Origin of the sequence: Streptomyces sp. NBC_00289 (assembly GCF_041435115.1) — a bacterium.
In the GTDB taxonomy this organism is placed as follows: domain Bacteria; phylum Actinomycetota; class Actinomycetes; order Streptomycetales; family Streptomycetaceae; genus Streptomyces.
Genome location: NZ_CP108046.1, coordinates 8,276,892 through 8,291,733, shown reverse-complemented (window position 1 = coordinate 8,291,733; position 14,842 = coordinate 8,276,892). Strand labels below are relative to the sequence as shown.

Below are 14,842 nucleotides of genomic sequence, written 5' to 3'. Positions count from 1 at the left end.
CCGCACGGCCGTACGCCGCCGCCTCTGCCGCCTGTCAGGCGAGGTCCGGCCGTTCCGCCGCCGACAGGGCGGTGAGTGCCGCGGACACCGCGGCGGACGCCCGCAGGTCGAGGCGGGCGCTCGTCCCGCGGGCGCGGTGGCGCAGCTCGTCCGCGGCGAGGGTCAGCAGCTGGGGCAGCAGATCGGTGCACCGGCGGGCCACCCAGCCGGTGCCCGCGGTGGCCAGCCACCACAGGCTCGCCGACCTCGTGGGCACCGGGAACGCGGGCTCCGGCGAGGGCGCGGGACCCGTGGCGATGCCCTCCCGGACCAGCAACGCGTGGAAGCGCGCCGCGAGTTGCCGGTGTCCCCGCTCCCCCGGATGCAGCCGGTCCGCGCTCCACATCGCGCGGTCCGTGATCCAGGCGCCCTCGGAGGCGTGCAGGTGCACGGCCCCGTACCGGTCGGACAGCGCGTGGACGACCGCGTTGACCGCCCGCTGTCGCCGGGCCAGCGGGTGGGCCAGCGCGCCGGGCAGCCCGAGCGCCGCGCCGGGGTCGGGCAGACACGCCGTGAGCAGCACCGCGCCGAGGCCGGTGCAGGCCGCGTACACCGTGTCCAGCCGGGCCGCGACGGCACGGATGTCGAAGGTGCAGCGGAGCGTGTCGTTGACGCCGATGACCACCGACACGACGTCCGGGCGGAGGGCGAGCGCGGCGGGCAGTTGCCGGTCCAGTACGTCACGCGTCTGGGAGCCGCTCACCGCGAGGTTGGTGAATACGACGGCCCGCTCGCTCTCCCCGGCCGTCGCCGTGAGTCCGTCCGCGAGCAGCGCGGCCCAGCCGCGCCATCCGTCGCCGACGGGATCGCCCACGCCCTCGGTCAGCGAGTCGCCGAGGGCGACGAAGCGCAGCGGTCTCATGTGACGCCCTCCGGCAGGAACGAACGCGTCGCGCCAGGGATGCCCGCGTCGTGGGCGGCGAGGAACGCCTCGACCGCCGTACGCCACCCGAAGCACTCCGCACGCGCGCGTGCGGCCTCGCGCCGCCGCGGCTCCGGGCGTTCGAGCAGCAACTCCACGGCGTCCGCGAAGGCGCCCCCGTGGTCCGCGGCCGTGGCTCCCGCGGCGCCGATCACCTCCGACAGCGCGGACGAGGCGCTCGCCACCACGGGTGTGGCGCACGCCATCGCCTCCAGCGCGGCGAGCCCGAACGTCTCCGCCGGCCCCGGCGCCAGACACACGTCGGCGGACGCCTGGAGCGCGCCGAGCAGCGTGCGGTCGGCCACATGGCCGAGGAAGGTGACCGCCAGTCCGCGCTCGCGCGCCCGGTGTTCGAGCCGCGCGCGCAGCGGTCCGTCCCCGGCCACCACCAGCACCGCCCGCCGGCCGCGCCGCGACAGCGCCTCCAGGGCGTCCAGCGCGGTGCCGGGCCGCTTCTCCACCGACAGCCGGGAGCACATCACGAGCAGGGTCTCGTCCACGCGCGCGTACCGGGCCCGCAGCCCGGCATCACACAGGCCGGGGTGCCGGGCGGCGAGGTCGACGCCCAGCGGGGCCCGTACGACGTTGCGGGCCCCGATCCGCACGAACTCCCGCTCGGCGAACTCCGTCGTGCACACCACGCGCGCGTACGTGTGTGCCGTACGGACGTTGAGGGCGTCGGCCGTACGCCGGGACAGGTTCTCCGACAGTCCCCAGGTGCGCAGGACGCCGTCGGCGGTCTCGTGGGAGACCATCACGGCCTGGACGCGGGCCCGGCGCGCCCACTTGCCGGTCCATCTGAGGGTGGTGCGGTCGGAGACCTCCAGGCGGTCGGGGGCCAGTTCCTCCAGGAGGGCTGCCACCCGCCGTCTGTCGGTGAGGACGCGGTAGCCGCCGGTTCCGGGCAGCAGCGGGCCGGGCAGTGTGATGACCCGGCCCTGTTCGGTCTCCCGGTCGCCCGCCCGCTCACCGGGTACGACGAGCACGGGTTCGTGTCCCGCGGCTCTGTACCCCTTGCCCAGCTCGCGCAGCGCGGTGCGCAGACCGCCGGACGAGGGCGCGACGAAGTTCGCCAGCCGCACGATCCGCAACGAGGTCATGCCGCCACCGCCGTCCGGCGTGCGGCGAGCACGTCGCCGTAGTGGCCGATCAACTGGTCACCGACGGCCGCCCAGGTACGTCCCTCGACGCTCGCGCGCGCCGTGCTGCCGAAGGCGGCTCGCAGGACGGGATCGGCGGCCAGGGCGGCGACGGCGTCCCGTACGGCGTCGGGGTCGCCCGGCGGGACCAGCAGTCCGGTGCGTCCGTGGGCGACCAGGTCAAGCGGTCCGCCGGCGGCGGGCGCGACGACGGGCACGCCGCTCGCCATGGCCTCCTGCACGGTCTGGCAGAAGGTCTCGAAGGGGCCGGTGTGCGCGAAGACGTCCAGGGAGGCGAAGATGCGGGCGAGTTCGTCGCCGGTGCGCCGGCCCAGGAAGACCGCGCCGGGCAGCGCCTGGTCCAGGCTCGGCCGGCTGGGCCCGTCGCCCACGACCACGACGCGGACGCCCGGCAGGCCGCACACGCCGGCCAGGAGCTCGATCTGCTTCTCGGGGGCGAGTCGCCCCACGTAGCCGACGATCAGCTCGCCGTTCGGGGCGAGCTCACGGCGCAGCGTCTCGTCGCGCAGTTCGGGACGGAAGCGTGCGGTGTCCACGCCCCGCGCCCACAGTCGCACGCGGGGCACGCCGTGTGCCTGGAGGTCGAGCAGGGCTGGGCCGGACGGGGCGAGCGTCAGGTCGGCGGCCGAGTGGACGGAGCGTATGCGCCGCCAGGCCGCCGCCTCACCGGCGCCCACGTAGGTGCGGGCGTATCCGGCGAGGTCGGTCTGGTAGACGGCCACGGCGGGGATGCCGAGCCGGGCGGCGGCCGCCATGCCGCGGACGCCGAGGACGAAGGGACTGGCCAGGTGTACGAGGTCGGCGCGGTGCTCGGTGATGGCCGCGGCGACACGCCGGCTCGGGAGGGCGACGCGGACCTGGGGGTAGCCCGGGAGCGGCAGGGAGGGGATGCGGACGACGGGGCACGGCGCCGAGGCGTCGGGCCCGCTGCCGGCGACGGTGGCCGGCGCGACGACGAGGGGAAGGTGACCGCGATCCACGAGGTGCCGGGCGGTCTGGAGCGCGCAGTGGGCCACGCCGTTCACGTCGGGGGGAAAGGATTCGGTCACGATGACGAGACGCATACCCGTGTTGTCGCCGTGCTGGACGTGGCCGCGTCAACGTGGATCTTTCCGGACGAGGAACGGTCCATGAGCGTTGCGCGGCGCACCCGGGCAGGTCAGGCCGCGTCCATACCGCCCTGACCCACGGGTCATCCCCTGTTCACACCGCGGGCGCGTCCGGTCCGATCCGGCTGCGGACGGCCGTCTGCACCTCGTCCTCCTCGGCCGGGTCGGCGGCGAGCCTGCGCAGCCGCTCCACGACCCGGGCGTCACCGGTCTCGGCGTGCCGGGCGGCGATCTCGCGGGTCGACTCCTCGCAGTCCCACAGGCACTCGACGGCGAATCCGGTGGCGTAGGACGGGTCCGTGGCGGCGAGGGCACGGGCGGCACGGCCGCGCAGATGGGACGAGGCGGTCTCGCGGTAGACGTGCCGCAGGACGGGGGCGGCGCAGACGATGCCGAGCCGTCCGGCGCCGTCGACGAGGGTCCACAGCGTCGGCGCGTCGGGCCCCTCGCCCCGTACGGCCTCCCGGAGTGCCGCGAGGACCAGGTCGCTGTCCTGCGCTCCGCCCCGGCAGGCGAGCATCCGGCCGGCGGCGGCGCCGAGCGGATCGGGCCGTCGGGCCCAGCCCCGCGCACGGTCGACGGCGGCGATGCTGCGCATGCGTTCGAAGGCGTCGACGGCGGCCTCCACGACGAGGGCCGAGCCGGTGGTCACGGCGCCCTCGACGAGGCGGAGGGCGTCGGGATCGTTGCTGTCGGCGAGATAGCGCAGGGCGGTGCAGCGGGCTCCGTCGGTGCCGTCCTCGGCGGCCCCGATGATCTCGGGCCGGTCCTCGGGTCCGGCGACGGCCGAGAGGCAGCGGGCGGCCGGCACATGGAGCGCGGCACCGCGTTCGATGCCCTGCTGGGCCCATTCGAAGACGGCCTGCACGCTCCACCCGGGACGTGGGCCGCTGGGGCGCATCTGCCGCTGCCAGCGGTCGAAGCAGCCGGACTCGTGGGCGGCACGCACCCGCGTGGCGATGGATTCCCGCGGATCCTCGGCCCACAGCCGCCAGGGCCGGGGCTCGAAGGAGTCGCGCACGGCGGCGGCGAGTTCCGCCTCGCCCTCGGCGTCGGTGGCGAAGCGCGCCAGGACGGGTGCCGCCAGGGCGCGCAGGCCGGCGTCGTCGTCGCGCAGCGCCAGTTCGTCCAGGGCCCAGGCCCAGTTCGAGCCGGAGGCGGCGTACCTGCGCAGCAGTTCAAGCGCGTCGAGCCTGCCGTACGAGGCGAGGTGGCCCAGGACCGCGAGGGCGAGCCCGGTGCGGGACTCCTCGCCGTCGAAGACGTCCTCGACGTCGAAGAGGTGCGCCTCGATCTCGTCCAGCTCGCCGTTCAGGTCGAGGTAGAGACGGGCGTAGTAGAGGGAGCGGTTCTCCACCTGCCAGTCGTGGCGGGGGTCGCGCAGCACACACTGGTTCAGGGCCGCGAGCGCTTCGGCGCGCGGTGCGGTGAGTGCGTGCAGCGTGCCGTCGCCACGGCCCCGCTGAAGCAGGCCGAGCAGCGTACCGCTGGGCGCTATGACCGGATCGAACATGGGAAACAGCCTCACATCAAGCGTCGACGCAACCGGGAACGTGCATTACCTGGCCGCGTGACAACACGTCGGGGCGCCCGCCGTTTCCTGCTTGCTGTAGACCATCTTCCTCTGCCTCTCGTCGGTGGCCCATGCGGACCGCGTCACGGTCCGCGCGGTGCGGCATCCTCTGCCCGGCCATCACGTCCGTGAATCACGAGGTCATGATGACTCGGCAGTTCCACCTGCCGCGACCGAAATTTCGGCGGCCTGTTACCGCCTCCCCCGTTTTGCGAGTTTTCCCTGGTCAGGACTGCCGGATCAGCTGACGCCGAACAATTCGAGAAGGTCTGCCTTACCGAACATCCGGGCCGTGTCGACGGCCGACGGGGTGCCGGCGGCCGGGTCGGCACCGGCCTCGATCAGGGCCCTGATCACGTCGGTCTCCCCCTTGAAGACGGCCCCGGCGAGCGGAGTCTGGCCCCGGTCGTTGATCCGGTCGGCCTCGGCGCCCCGGGCGAGCAGGGCCCGCACCGCGTCGGCGTGGCCGTGGTAGGCGGCGAGCATCACGAGGGAGTCGCCGCGGTCGTTGGTGAGGTTGGCCGGTACGCCCGCGTCGACGTACGCCACGAGTGCCTCGGTCTGACCCTTGCGGGCCAGGTCGAAGATCTTGGTCGCGAGCTCCACGACCTCGGGGTCGGGGGCTTCACTCATCAGCCGGACCGCCTCTCGTTACAACCGTTCAGGTGAATCGCCAGCGTACTGGCATCCGGCGCACATGACCGGACGCGTCTCCGGCAAAGATCACGGCGGCCCGTGCACCGCAACAGCCCTGGTCGCAGGGCCGGTGCAGCTCTGCCACCGGAGTGAAATCAGCCGTAATTCACTCAGTTGCACCTTTTATCGTATGGATACATCCTGTGATCCTGGAAGTACTCATGGTGACTGTCCCCGCGAACCAGGAGAACGCAAATGATCCTGTCCATCTCAGGTGTCGTACTGCTCGGCATCATCGTCTTCCTCTTCTTCCGCAAGGACGGACTGAAGGCGTCGCACGCCATGGTCTCGGCCCTGTTCGGCTTCTACCTCGCGAGCACCGCCATCGCGCCGAGCATCAAGGCCGGCGGCGAGAGCCTGGCGAGCCTCCTCGGCGGCATCAAGTTCTGACGCCCCCACCGTCCGTACGCACCGTCAGGAGACAGCCGTGGTCCGGCGCCCCCTCCCCCGCATCCTGAGCACAGGCAGCGCGCAGATCGCCCGGAGCCGGGAGCTGGCCCGGACGGCGGCGGACAGCGCCACCGACGTCCTCCACCCACTGATCACGGTCACCCGCGGTCTGCGCCGGCTGGCATCCGCCGGGCGGCGCAGGTGGGCCGAGACCCCCAAGGACAAGCGCGGACCGCTGCTTTTCCTGGTGGCCTCGGTGGTCCTGGTCGTGGCACTCGCGCCGTACGGCCCGCTGCTCGCCGCCATCACGCTGATGGCGGCGGCAGCCTGGCACGGCCGCGACCGCAAGCCGTCGGCGCCCGAGGGGCCGGACGACACGCAGACACAACGACTCCAGTCGCTGTACGACGCGCTCGTCCCCCACTTCTCGGCCGCCGAGGATCCTGCACCCCTGTACGCCCACGGCGGCGGGTGGGAGGACGCCTTCCCCGCCTTCGAGTTCGACGACTCGGGGCGCGTCACCCACCTCGAGATCCGCTACCCGGCCTACTTCACCGACGGCGAGGCGGAGTCCCGCACGCGGATCGAGCAGTTGCTGCACGCCAAGTCGGGCCGCGGCCGCGAATACCACTTCGGGTGGGACGAGGAGGGCAACCAGCTCACCGTCACCGTCCTGCCGCCGCTGCCCACCGACATTGCGGCGCAGCGCTTCGTCACGGCACCCGGCGAGACGGTGCTCGGCTTCACCGACCCCACCGAGGTCCAGCGCACGCTCCCGCTCTCGTACGGCGAGGAGCAGCGCGACGTCCCGCCCGTCGTGTGGCGCACGGGCATCCGCTCCACCGAACCCCACCTGCTGGTCATGGGTCATCCCGGCAGCGGGACGTCCACCCTGCTGCGCTCCGTCGCCCTGCAGGCCCTCCAGTACGGCGATGTGGTGATCGTCGAGGGAGGTGGCAGCGGCGAGTACGCCTGCCTGACCGGACGGGACGCCGTCCTGGCGGTCGAGTGCGGGCTGGCCGGGGCGCTGGCGAGCCTGGAGTGGGCCTCCCACGAGACGGAGCGCCGTCTCATCGCCGTCAACCGTGCGCGCCAGGCGGGCCACCCGACGCCGGAGGACACCAAGCGGCCCCTGTGGATCCTCCTCGACCGCCCGAGCGCCTTCACCCACCTGGCCTCGACCGACGGCCGCAAGGACCCGCAGTCCCTGCTCCAGGTCCCCCTGCGGCACGGTCGCGCGGTGAACGTGACGGTGGTCGTGGCCGAACAGTTCGACAGTGCGGACGTCCTGAGCGACGCCGTACGGCAGCACACGCGCGCGCGTGTGGTCCTCGGCCCCGCCACGGCCGAGCAGCTGGAGGCGGTCCTGGGCGCGTCCCCGCCCACGACCCCGGTCCCGCAGCTGCCCCCCGGCCGCGGCTACGCCCGCCTGGGCACCGGCCCGGTCCACCGCCTCCAGGTGCCGGCCACCCCGGACCCGTACGACGAGGCGACGAGTGACACCGACCGCGAGGCGGTACTGGCGCTCCTGCCGCCCCGCACCACCCCGGCGGACGCGGAACAGCTGGTGGAACAGGTACCGGAGCCGGAACGGGACCCGGTCCCGACGGAGGCGGTCGCGACGGAAGCGGTGGGCGCGGAGACCGCGTAGCCGCCACGAGCCCCCGCCGTACGGCGCCCCGCCGGCCCACACCGGCGGGGCGCTCCGCCCTCCGGCCCCAGCACCGCCGGGGCCACTGCATCCCCTCAGGCCACGAACACCCCAGGCACCTCACCACTCCCGGCCTCCCCGAGCACCGCCGGGGCCACCGCATCCCCTCAGGCCACGAACACCCCAGGCACCTCACCACTCCCGGCCTCCCCGAGCACCGCCGGGGCCACCGCCCCTCAGGCCACGAACGTCCGGGGCGCCTCGCCACCGCCGGCGCCGCCGCTCTCCACCAGGCGTGCCGCGGCCGCCAGGCGGACCGCCGCCTCCTCCGCCACCGCGCCGCCGACGGTGAACGGCAGTCGCACATAACCCTCGAACGCCCCGTCGACGCCGAACCGGGGCCCCGACGGCACCCGCACCCCGACCCGCTCCCCCACCTCGGCGAGCCGCGAACCGGACAGCCCTCCGGTCCGCACCCAGAGCGTGAGTCCGCCCTTCGGGACCTCGAACTCCCAGTCCGGCAGCTCCCGCCGCACCGCGGCCACGAGCGCCTCCCGGTTGTCCCGCGCCTGGGTCCGCCGTACGTCCACGGCCTGTTCCCATCCCCCGGTGCTGAACAGCCAGTTGACCGCGAGCTGCTCCACCACGGGCGTGCCCAGGTCGGCGTACGCACGGGCGGCGACCAGGCTGCGGATCACGTCCGGTGCCGCCCGCACCCATCCGATGCGCATCCCCGCCCAGAACGCCTTGCTGGCCGACCCGACGGTCACGACCGTCGATCCGGCCGCGTCGTAGGCGCAGACGGGTCGCGGCATCTCGACGTCGGCGTCCAGCCACAGCTCGCTCATCGTCTCGTCGGTGACCAGCACGGTCCCGGCCGACCGGGCCGCCTCCACCAGTTGGCGCCGCTGGTCGTCGTCGGCGAGCGCGCCGGTGGGGTTGTGGAAGTCGGCGACGACGTAGGCGAGGCGCGGCGCGGAGTCCCGCAGCACCTGGCGCCAGCGGTCCAGGTCCCAGCCGGTCAGCCCCTCGGCCATGGCGACGGGCACCAACCGCGCGCCGGCCTCCCGCATCAGCTGGAGGATGTTGGCGTACGAGGGGGACTCGACGGCGATGCGCTCCCCCCGGCCAGCGAACAGGTGGCAGATCGCGTCGATCGCGCCCATCGCCCCGGTCGTCACCATGATCTGCTCGGGCATGGTGGGGATCCCGCGCGCGGTGTAGCGCTCGGCGATCATCGAGCGCAGGGCGGGCAGCCCGGCCGGATAGTCCCCGTGCGTGTGGGCGTAGGGCGGGAGTTCCTCCAGCGCGCCCTGGACCGCGCGGGTCAGCCACGGCTCGGGCGCGGGCAGCGCCGCACAGCCGAGATCGATCATCGAGCCCAGCGCCTCGGGCGGCAGCGGCTCCAGCCCGCGCGCCGGCAGCGGATTGCCGGCCGGTACGGCGGTCCAGCTGCCGGCGCCGCGCCGGGATTCCAGGAAGCCCTCGGTGCGCAGCGCCTCGTAGGCGGCGGCGACGGTGGTGCGGCTGACGGAGAGGGCGAGCGCCAGTTCGCGTTCGGCGGGCAGCCGGGCGCCCACCGGGACGCGCCCTTCGAGCACCAGCAGCCTGATGCCGTCGGCCAGTGCCCGGTAGGCGGGCGGCCGGCGTGTGCCGGGGCCCGCCGGGCGGTCCTGCTGGGAGTTGAGGAGCCGGGCCAGCTGGGCCGCCCCCACCGCCGAGGTCCACTGCGCCATGGAAATCAGTCCACCTTCGCCGAATTGGCCATGGATGCTGTCTACTGCCAAGCCACAGGGTGTCATGCACCAGGCCACTTCCACCACAGGGGGACGTCGTGTCCACGCAGAACCGCACCGGGCGGCGATTGATCCAGCTGTACGTCGGGCTCGCGCTGTACGGAGCCAGCTCGGCCGTTCTGGTGGAAGCGGGCCTGGGTCTGGAGCCCTGGAACGTGCTGCACCAGGGCCTGGCCGAACTCACCGGCCTGACGATCGGGGTCGTCTCGATCATCGTGGGAGCGGTCGTGCTGCTCCTGTGGATCCCGCTGCGCCAGCGGCCGGGCCTGGGCACGGTGTCCAACGTCTTCGTGGTCGGCATCGCCATGGACGGCACACTCGCCGCGCTCCCGGAGACGCACACCCTTGCCGTGCGGATTCTCCTGCTGCTGGCCGGCATCCTGCTCAACGGCGTGGCCACCGGCCTCTACATCGCCGCCCGCTTCGGGCCCGGCCCGAGGGACGGTCTGATGACCGGGCTGCACCGCCGCACGGGCCGTTCGATCCGGCTGATGCGCACGGCCGTCGAGGTGGCGGTCGTGGCGACCGGCTTCGCCCTGGGCGGCACCATCGGCGTCGGAACCGTCCTGTACGCGGTGTCGATCGGTCCGCTCGCCCAGCTCTTCCTGCGGATGTTCGCCGTCCCGGCGGCATCCGACGGCAGCACGGTGGTTGCCGCGGGGCCACCGCGGCGAGCAATACTGCGACCGTGACCACGCGGATACGCCACCCCTACCTCGACCACCCCGGCCCGATCGCCTTCGCCCACCGGGGCGGGGCGGCGGAGGGCCTGGAGAACACCGTGCTCCAGTTCCGGCGCGCGGTCGAGGCGGGCTACCGGTACATCGAGACCGACGTCCACGCCACGGCGGACGGCCGGCTCGTCGCCTTTCACGATGCGTCGCTGGACCGGCTGACGGACGGCGCGGGCCTGATCGCGGACCTGCCGTGGAAGGACGTACGGCACGCGCGCGTGGCCGGCCGGGAGCCGGTGCCCCTCTTCGAGGAGCTCCTGGAGACGTTCCCCGAGGTGCGCTGGAACGTCGACATCAAGGCGGAGCAGGCGCTGCGCCCCTTCCTGGACCTGGTCGAGCGCACGGACGCCTGGGACCGGATCTGTGCCGGCTCGTTCGCCGAAGCGCGCGTGGTGCGGGCCCAGCGGCTGGCCGGCCCGCGCCTGGCGACCTCGTACGGCACCCGGGGCGTACTGAACCTGCGGCTGCGGTCCTGGGGTGTGCCGGCCACGCTGCGCCGCTCCGCGGTCGCCGCCCAGGTGCCCGAGGCCCAGTCCGGCATCCAGGTGGTCGACCACCGCTTCGTCCGGACCGCCCACGCGCGCGGGCTGCAGGTCCACGTGTGGACCATCAACGAGGCCGATCGCATGCACCGTCTGCTGGACCTGGGAGTCGATGGCATCATGACCGATCACATCGACACGTTGCGCAAGGTCATGGAGGACCGTGGTGTCTGGGTCTGACACCCGCTGACATCGCCCGCCGCCCCCTGAACCGTGGCCCGCGCGGCGTCTTCACGGGGAAGCGAGGGCACGGGTGGGCACCGACACCGTGCGGGTGGACGCGGCCGACGAGGCCGGGGAGAGAGCCGAACGCACACGCGAACAGCGCGGCTGGTACTTCTACGACTGGGCCTGCTCCGTCTACTCGACGAGCGTGCTCACCGTGTTCCTCGGTCCCTATCTCACCTCGGTCGCCAGGTCGGCGGCGGACGCGGACGGGTTCGTCCATCCCCTGGGCGTTCCGGTGCGTGCGGGGTCCTTCTTCGCGTACTCCGTGTCCCTGTCGGTGATCGTGGCGGTCCTGGTGATGCCCGTGGTGGGCGCCGCCGCCGACCGCAGCGGCCGCAAAAAGCCCCTGCTGGCGGCAGCCGCCTACACGGGGTCCGCGGCGACCGCCGGCATGTTCTTCCTCGGCGGCGAGCGCTATCTGCTCGGCGGGGTGCTGCTGGTCGTCGCGAACGCGGCGCAGTCGGTGGCGATGATGCTCTACAACTCCTACCTGCCGCAGATCGCGCCGCCCGAGGAGCGGGACGCCGTCTCCTCCCGGGGCTGGGCCTTCGGTTACGCGGCGGGATCGCTGGTCCTGGTCGTGAACCTGGTCCTCTACACCGGCCACGACTCCTTCGGCCTCTCCGAGAGCGCCGCGGTCCGGGTCTGTCTGGCGTCGGCCGGCCTGTGGTGGGGCGCCTTCACCCTCGTACCGCTGCGGCGGCTGCGCGATCGCGGGCCGGTCGCGGGCAAGGCGTCCGTGCCCGGCTTCCGGCAGCTCGCCGCGACCGTCCGCGACATGCGCCGGCACCCGCTGACGCTCGCCTTCCTGCTGGCCTATCTGGTCTACAACGACGGCATCCAGACGGTGATCTCCCAGGCATCGGTGTACGGCTCCGAGGAACTCGGCCTGGGACAGTCGACGCTCATCGGGGCCGTGCTGCTGGTGCAGGTACTGGCGGTGGCGGGGGCGCTCGGCATGGGCCGACTGGCCCGCACGTACGGCGCGAAGCGCACGATCCTGGGCTCGCTGATCGCCTGGACGGTGACCTTGGCAGCCGGGTATTTCCTGCCCGCCGGGGCGCCGGTCTGGTTCTTCGCCCTGGCGGCGGGCATCGGACTGGTCCTCGGCGGCAGCCAGGCCCTGTCCCGTTCCCTGTTCTCGCATCTCGTGCCGCCGGGCAAGGAGGCCGAGTACTTCTCCGCGTACGAGGTGAGCGACCGGGGCATGAGCTGGCTGGGCCCGCTTCTGTTCGGGGTCACCTACCAGCTGACGGGAAGCTACCGGGACGCGATCATCTCGCTGGTGGCCTTCTTCGTCATCGGCTTCGCGCTCCTCGCGCGGGTGCCGGTACGGCGGGCGATCGGCGACGCGGGCAATCCGGTGCCCGAAAGGATTTAGCGTTCAACACGAAAGCGAGGTAGTGTACGCGTTTGGCCTGCCAGGCGTACCGTTACTGCGCGTCAAAGATGCCGAAACGCTGTGTTACATGTGCTAGCAGATGTGACAAACCGGGCGCTGGTGGGTACAACAAGGGCGGCTACGACGGGCGACGCATGACCCGGAACGGGACCCGGAACGGGAATCTTTACCGCCGACCGGACGTTGACCGGATGACGACGACAGCGACACCTGTCCTGTGGGCGACAAGCCCGGGAGGCACGATTCATGAGTGAGCGAGCTCTTCGCGGCACGCGCCTCGTGGTGACCAGCTACGAGACGGACCGCGGCATCGACCTGGCCCCGCGCCAGGCCGTGGAGTACGCATGCGAGAAGGGGCACCGTTTCGAGATGCCCTTCTCGGTCGAGGCGGAGATTCCGCCGGAGTGGGAGTGCAAGGTCTGCGGGGCCACAGCACTCCTCGTGGACGGCGACGGCCCTGAAGAGAAGAAGGCCAAGCCCGCGCGTACGCATTGGGACATGCTGATGGAACGGCGCACCCGTGAGGAACTCGAAGAGGTCCTCGCGGAGCGCCTGGCCGTACTCCGCTCCGGCGCGATGAACATCGCGGTACATCCGCGGGACAGCCGTAAGTCGGCATAGTCCCAGCGCGGGTCGGGCGGAACACGACACACACAAGACCGCGGGCGCCGTACGTGAGTACGGCGCCCGCGGTGTCATGTCCGCCTTCCGTCGGCCGTGGCCGACGGAGCGGCACCGTCGGCCGTGGCCGACGGAGCGGCACCTCAGTGCGTCAGCGGCGGCCGCGGGCCCTGCGGGGCGTCGCCGGGCTCCTCCCTGACGACCTCGCCCTGCACCACCTTGCCGTCGGGCCGCCGGATCCGGGCCTGCTGGAAGGCGTCGCCCAAAGTGCCCGGGACGGCCGCGCGGAGCTTGCGGTCGAGGGTGCGTTCGGCGTACCGGCTGAGGGCCTTCTGCACCGGTGGGACCAGCAGGAGCAGGCCCACCGCGTCCGAGACCAGTCCCGGGATCATGAGGAGCAGGCCGCCCAGCATCATCAGGCCGTTGCCGCCGCCATTCGCACCGGTGGGCGCCTCACCGCGCTGCAGCGCCTCGTTGAGGTTCTGGAAGGCGCGCCGGCCCGCCCGCTTGATCACCACCGCGCCGAGGACGAGCCCGGCGAGCAGCAGCAGAAGCACGACCAGCCCACTCGTCGCGCCCGCCACCACGGTCAGCAGCCAGATCTCCAGCACCAGCCAGGCCGCGAGGCCCAACGGCAGGAACGTGCGCAGCCGGGAGCGCCGGGGCCGGGCCGGATGCGTGGGAGTCGGAACGCCTGTCGTCATACGTCCAGTGTGCCTGGCCGGTGCTCAGCGCGGCATAAGCGGACGATCAGCCGCGCCTGTGCGGCCTCCGCCCCGCGCCCCGCGGCTGTCACCGCCGGGTCAAAGCCCCGCGACCGCCGCCGGGGTCAGGGCTGTGACGGCTTGCCGCGGCCGACGATCTTGCCTACGCGCTCCCCCACGCCCCACGTGGTGACCCGCCACAGGGCCTCCACGAGGATGTCGCGGCTCATCTTGGAGTCACCGAGTTCGCGCTCCACGAACGTGATGGGCACCTCGACGACGTGGTAGCCGGCCTTGACCGCGCGCCGGGCGAGGTCGACCTGGAAGCAGTAGCCCTGGGAGGCGACCTCGTCGAGCCCGAGCCCTTCGAGGGTCTCGCGGCGGAAGGCGCGGTAACCGCCGGTGATGTCGCGAAGCGGCAGGTCGAGGGCGAGCCGCGAGTAGAGGCTGCCGCCGCGGGAGATGACCTCGCGCGACTTCGGCCAGTTCACCACGCGGCCGCCGGGCACCCAGCGGGAGCCGAGGACGAGATCAGCGCCCTTGAGGGCGGTGAGCAGTCGGGGCAGTTCCTCGGGCTGGTGGGAGCCGTCGGCGTCCATCTCGACCAGGACGCCGTAGCCGTTGTCCATGCCCCAGTGGAAGCCCGCGAGGTAGGCGGCGCCGAGGCCCTCCTTGCCCTTGCGGTGCAGGACCTGGACGTGGTCGTCCCCCACGGCCAGTTCGTCGGCCAGCTTGCCCGTGCCGTCGGGGCTGTTGTCGTCGGCCACGAGGACGTGCGCCTCGGGGACCGCCTTGCGTACCCGGCCGACGATCGCCTTGATGTTCTCCGCCTCGTTGTAGGTCGGAATGATCACCAACGTCGTGCCGAGCGGGCCGAACCGCCGCTCCTCGGCCTCTGCCGCGAGGGTCCCGTCGCCGTCGTTCACCGCTGCCCCTTCAAGTCCGTACGCAGGGGTCCACCATAGTGGCCACAGCCTGCGATGACGTGACAGGACGATCGTAGGGTGGTGTCGATTCCCCAGGAGCGGGGTATGAATCCGGATTTGGTCGTTTGTGCGTCCTGCGGATGGGGGCCCCGGCGCCCTTCGGGCCGACCTGGGGCCCGCTGGCTGCGGGTCGACCGAAAGCCGTTGTCTACTGAGCGCCCGGGCCCCACCCGGGTCACACCTCCCCGACAGGCCGGAACGCTCCCTCGCTGTGGCACGGACGCTGAGCCTGGCTGCCAGTGGCGGTGCCCCGGTGCGGCACACCGTCCCTGACCCAGCGGCGCCGCGG

At 72.8% G+C, this 14,842-nt stretch carries 14 protein-coding genes; 6 read left to right on the top strand and 8 right to left on the bottom strand.

Annotated features, from left to right (window positions below):
- Window positions 1-34: 34 nt before the first annotated feature.
- The 5 genes from OG985_RS37570 to OG985_RS37550 all read right to left on the bottom strand — a co-directional run bounded on the left by OG985_RS37570 (window position 35) and on the right by OG985_RS37550 (window position 5,436).
- Window positions 35-901, bottom strand: a complete 867-nt coding sequence (locus OG985_RS37570) for an SGNH/GDSL hydrolase family protein (protein WP_371672830.1) — start codon at window positions 899-901, stop codon at window positions 35-37.
- Window positions 898-2,061: a glycosyltransferase gene (locus OG985_RS37565; protein ID WP_371672828.1), complete on the bottom strand. Its 1,164-nt coding sequence runs from the start codon at window positions 2,059-2,061 to the stop codon at window positions 898-900. The genes OG985_RS37570 and OG985_RS37565 overlap by 4 nt, the downstream gene beginning before the upstream one ends.
- Window positions 2,058-3,185 carry a glycosyltransferase family 4 protein gene (locus OG985_RS37560; protein WP_371672827.1) on the bottom strand — a complete coding sequence of 376 codons (1,128 nt, stop codon included), beginning with the start codon at window positions 3,183-3,185 and terminating at the stop codon, window positions 2,058-2,060. Before OG985_RS37560 ends, OG985_RS37565 begins: the two co-directional genes overlap by 4 nt.
- 139 nt (window positions 3,186-3,324) lie before the next feature.
- Window positions 3,325-4,743, bottom strand: coding sequence for a HEAT repeat domain-containing protein (locus OG985_RS37555; RefSeq protein ID WP_371672826.1), 1,419 nt, complete (start codon window positions 4,741-4,743; stop codon window positions 3,325-3,327).
- A gap of 300 nt (window positions 4,744-5,043) precedes the next feature.
- Window positions 5,044-5,436 carry an ankyrin repeat domain-containing protein gene (locus OG985_RS37550; protein WP_371672825.1) on the bottom strand — a complete coding sequence of 131 codons (393 nt, stop codon included), beginning with the start codon at window positions 5,434-5,436 and terminating at the stop codon, window positions 5,044-5,046.
- Window positions 5,437-5,694: 258 nt separating this feature from the next.
- Between OG985_RS37550 and OG985_RS37545 the strand changes: the two genes are divergently transcribed.
- Both OG985_RS37545 and OG985_RS37540 read left to right on the top strand, forming a co-directional pair.
- Window positions 5,695-5,889, top strand: a complete 195-nt coding sequence (locus OG985_RS37545) for a hypothetical protein (protein ID WP_037742059.1) — start codon at window positions 5,695-5,697, stop codon at window positions 5,887-5,889.
- 37 nt (window positions 5,890-5,926) lie between these two features.
- Window positions 5,927-7,540, top strand: coding sequence for an ATP-binding protein (locus OG985_RS37540; protein ID WP_371672824.1), 1,614 nt, complete (start codon window positions 5,927-5,929; stop codon window positions 7,538-7,540).
- A 236-nt stretch (window positions 7,541-7,776) separates the two neighbouring features.
- Here OG985_RS37540 and OG985_RS37535 read toward each other — a convergent pair whose 3' ends face one another.
- On the bottom strand, window positions 7,777-9,276 hold the full coding sequence (locus OG985_RS37535) for a PLP-dependent aminotransferase family protein (protein ID WP_371672823.1): 1,500 nt from the start codon (window positions 9,274-9,276) through the stop codon (window positions 7,777-7,779).
- A gap of 98 nt (window positions 9,277-9,374) precedes the next feature.
- Between OG985_RS37535 and OG985_RS37530 the strand changes: the two genes are divergently transcribed.
- The 4 genes from OG985_RS37530 (at window position 9,375) to OG985_RS37515 (ending at window position 12,863) form a co-directional block, all read left to right on the top strand.
- Complete coding sequence (locus tag OG985_RS37530) at window positions 9,375-10,028, top strand: YitT family protein (protein ID WP_371672822.1); 654 nt, start codon at window positions 9,375-9,377, stop codon at window positions 10,026-10,028.
- Entirely contained in the window at window positions 10,025-10,792 is a 768-nt protein-coding gene (locus tag OG985_RS37525) for a glycerophosphodiester phosphodiesterase (RefSeq protein ID WP_371672820.1), read from the top strand. Before OG985_RS37530 ends, OG985_RS37525 begins: the two co-directional genes overlap by 4 nt.
- A 73-nt stretch (window positions 10,793-10,865) precedes the next feature.
- On the top strand, window positions 10,866-12,221 hold the full coding sequence (locus OG985_RS37520) for an MFS transporter (RefSeq protein ID WP_371672819.1): 1,356 nt from the start codon (window positions 10,866-10,868) through the stop codon (window positions 12,219-12,221).
- A gap of 267 nt (window positions 12,222-12,488) precedes the next feature.
- Window positions 12,489-12,863 carry an RNA polymerase-binding protein RbpA gene (locus OG985_RS37515; protein WP_371672818.1) on the top strand — a complete coding sequence of 125 codons (375 nt, stop codon included), beginning with the start codon at window positions 12,489-12,491 and terminating at the stop codon, window positions 12,861-12,863.
- Between the two features lie 143 nt (window positions 12,864-13,006).
- Here the strand turns inward: OG985_RS37515 and fxsA are convergent, their stop codons facing one another.
- Both fxsA and OG985_RS37505 read right to left on the bottom strand, forming a co-directional pair.
- Window positions 13,007-13,567 (bottom strand): FxsA family membrane protein, encoded by a 561-nt coding sequence (gene fxsA / locus OG985_RS37510; protein WP_371672817.1) that lies wholly within the window; start codon window positions 13,565-13,567, stop codon window positions 13,007-13,009.
- 125 nt (window positions 13,568-13,692) lie between these two features.
- On the bottom strand, window positions 13,693-14,493 hold the full coding sequence (locus OG985_RS37505; RefSeq protein ID WP_371672816.1) for a polyprenol monophosphomannose synthase: 801 nt from the start codon (window positions 14,491-14,493) through the stop codon (window positions 13,693-13,695).
- Window positions 14,494-14,842: the final 349 nt, after the last annotated feature.

What these genes read in the sequence shown, in the direction of transcription:
- OG985_RS37550 (WP_371672825.1), bottom strand. Translation starts at nt 5,436, where the DNA reads ATGAGTGAAGCCCCCGACCCCGAGGTCGTGGAGCTCGCGACCAAGATC.
- OG985_RS37565 (WP_371672828.1), bottom strand. Translation starts at nt 2,061, where the DNA reads ATGACCTCGTTGCGGATCGTGCGGCTGGCGAACTTCGTCGCGCCCTCG.
- OG985_RS37545 (WP_037742059.1), top strand. Translation starts at nt 5,695, where the DNA reads ATGATCCTGTCCATCTCAGGTGTCGTACTGCTCGGCATCATCGTCTTC.
- OG985_RS37535 (WP_371672823.1), bottom strand. Translation starts at nt 9,276, where the DNA reads ATGGCGCAGTGGACCTCGGCGGTGGGGGCGGCCCAGCTGGCCCGGCTC.
- OG985_RS37555 (WP_371672826.1), bottom strand. Translation starts at nt 4,743, where the DNA reads ATGTTCGATCCGGTCATAGCGCCCAGCGGTACGCTGCTCGGCCTGCTT.
- OG985_RS37560 (WP_371672827.1), bottom strand. Translation starts at nt 3,185, where the DNA reads ATGCGTCTCGTCATCGTGACCGAATCCTTTCCCCCCGACGTGAACGGC.
- fxsA (WP_371672817.1), bottom strand. Translation starts at nt 13,567, where the DNA reads ATGACGACAGGCGTTCCGACTCCCACGCATCCGGCCCGGCCCCGGCGC.
- OG985_RS37570 (WP_371672830.1), bottom strand. Translation starts at nt 901, where the DNA reads ATGAGACCGCTGCGCTTCGTCGCCCTCGGCGACTCGCTGACCGAGGGC.
- OG985_RS37515 (WP_371672818.1), top strand. Translation starts at nt 12,489, where the DNA reads ATGAGTGAGCGAGCTCTTCGCGGCACGCGCCTCGTGGTGACCAGCTAC.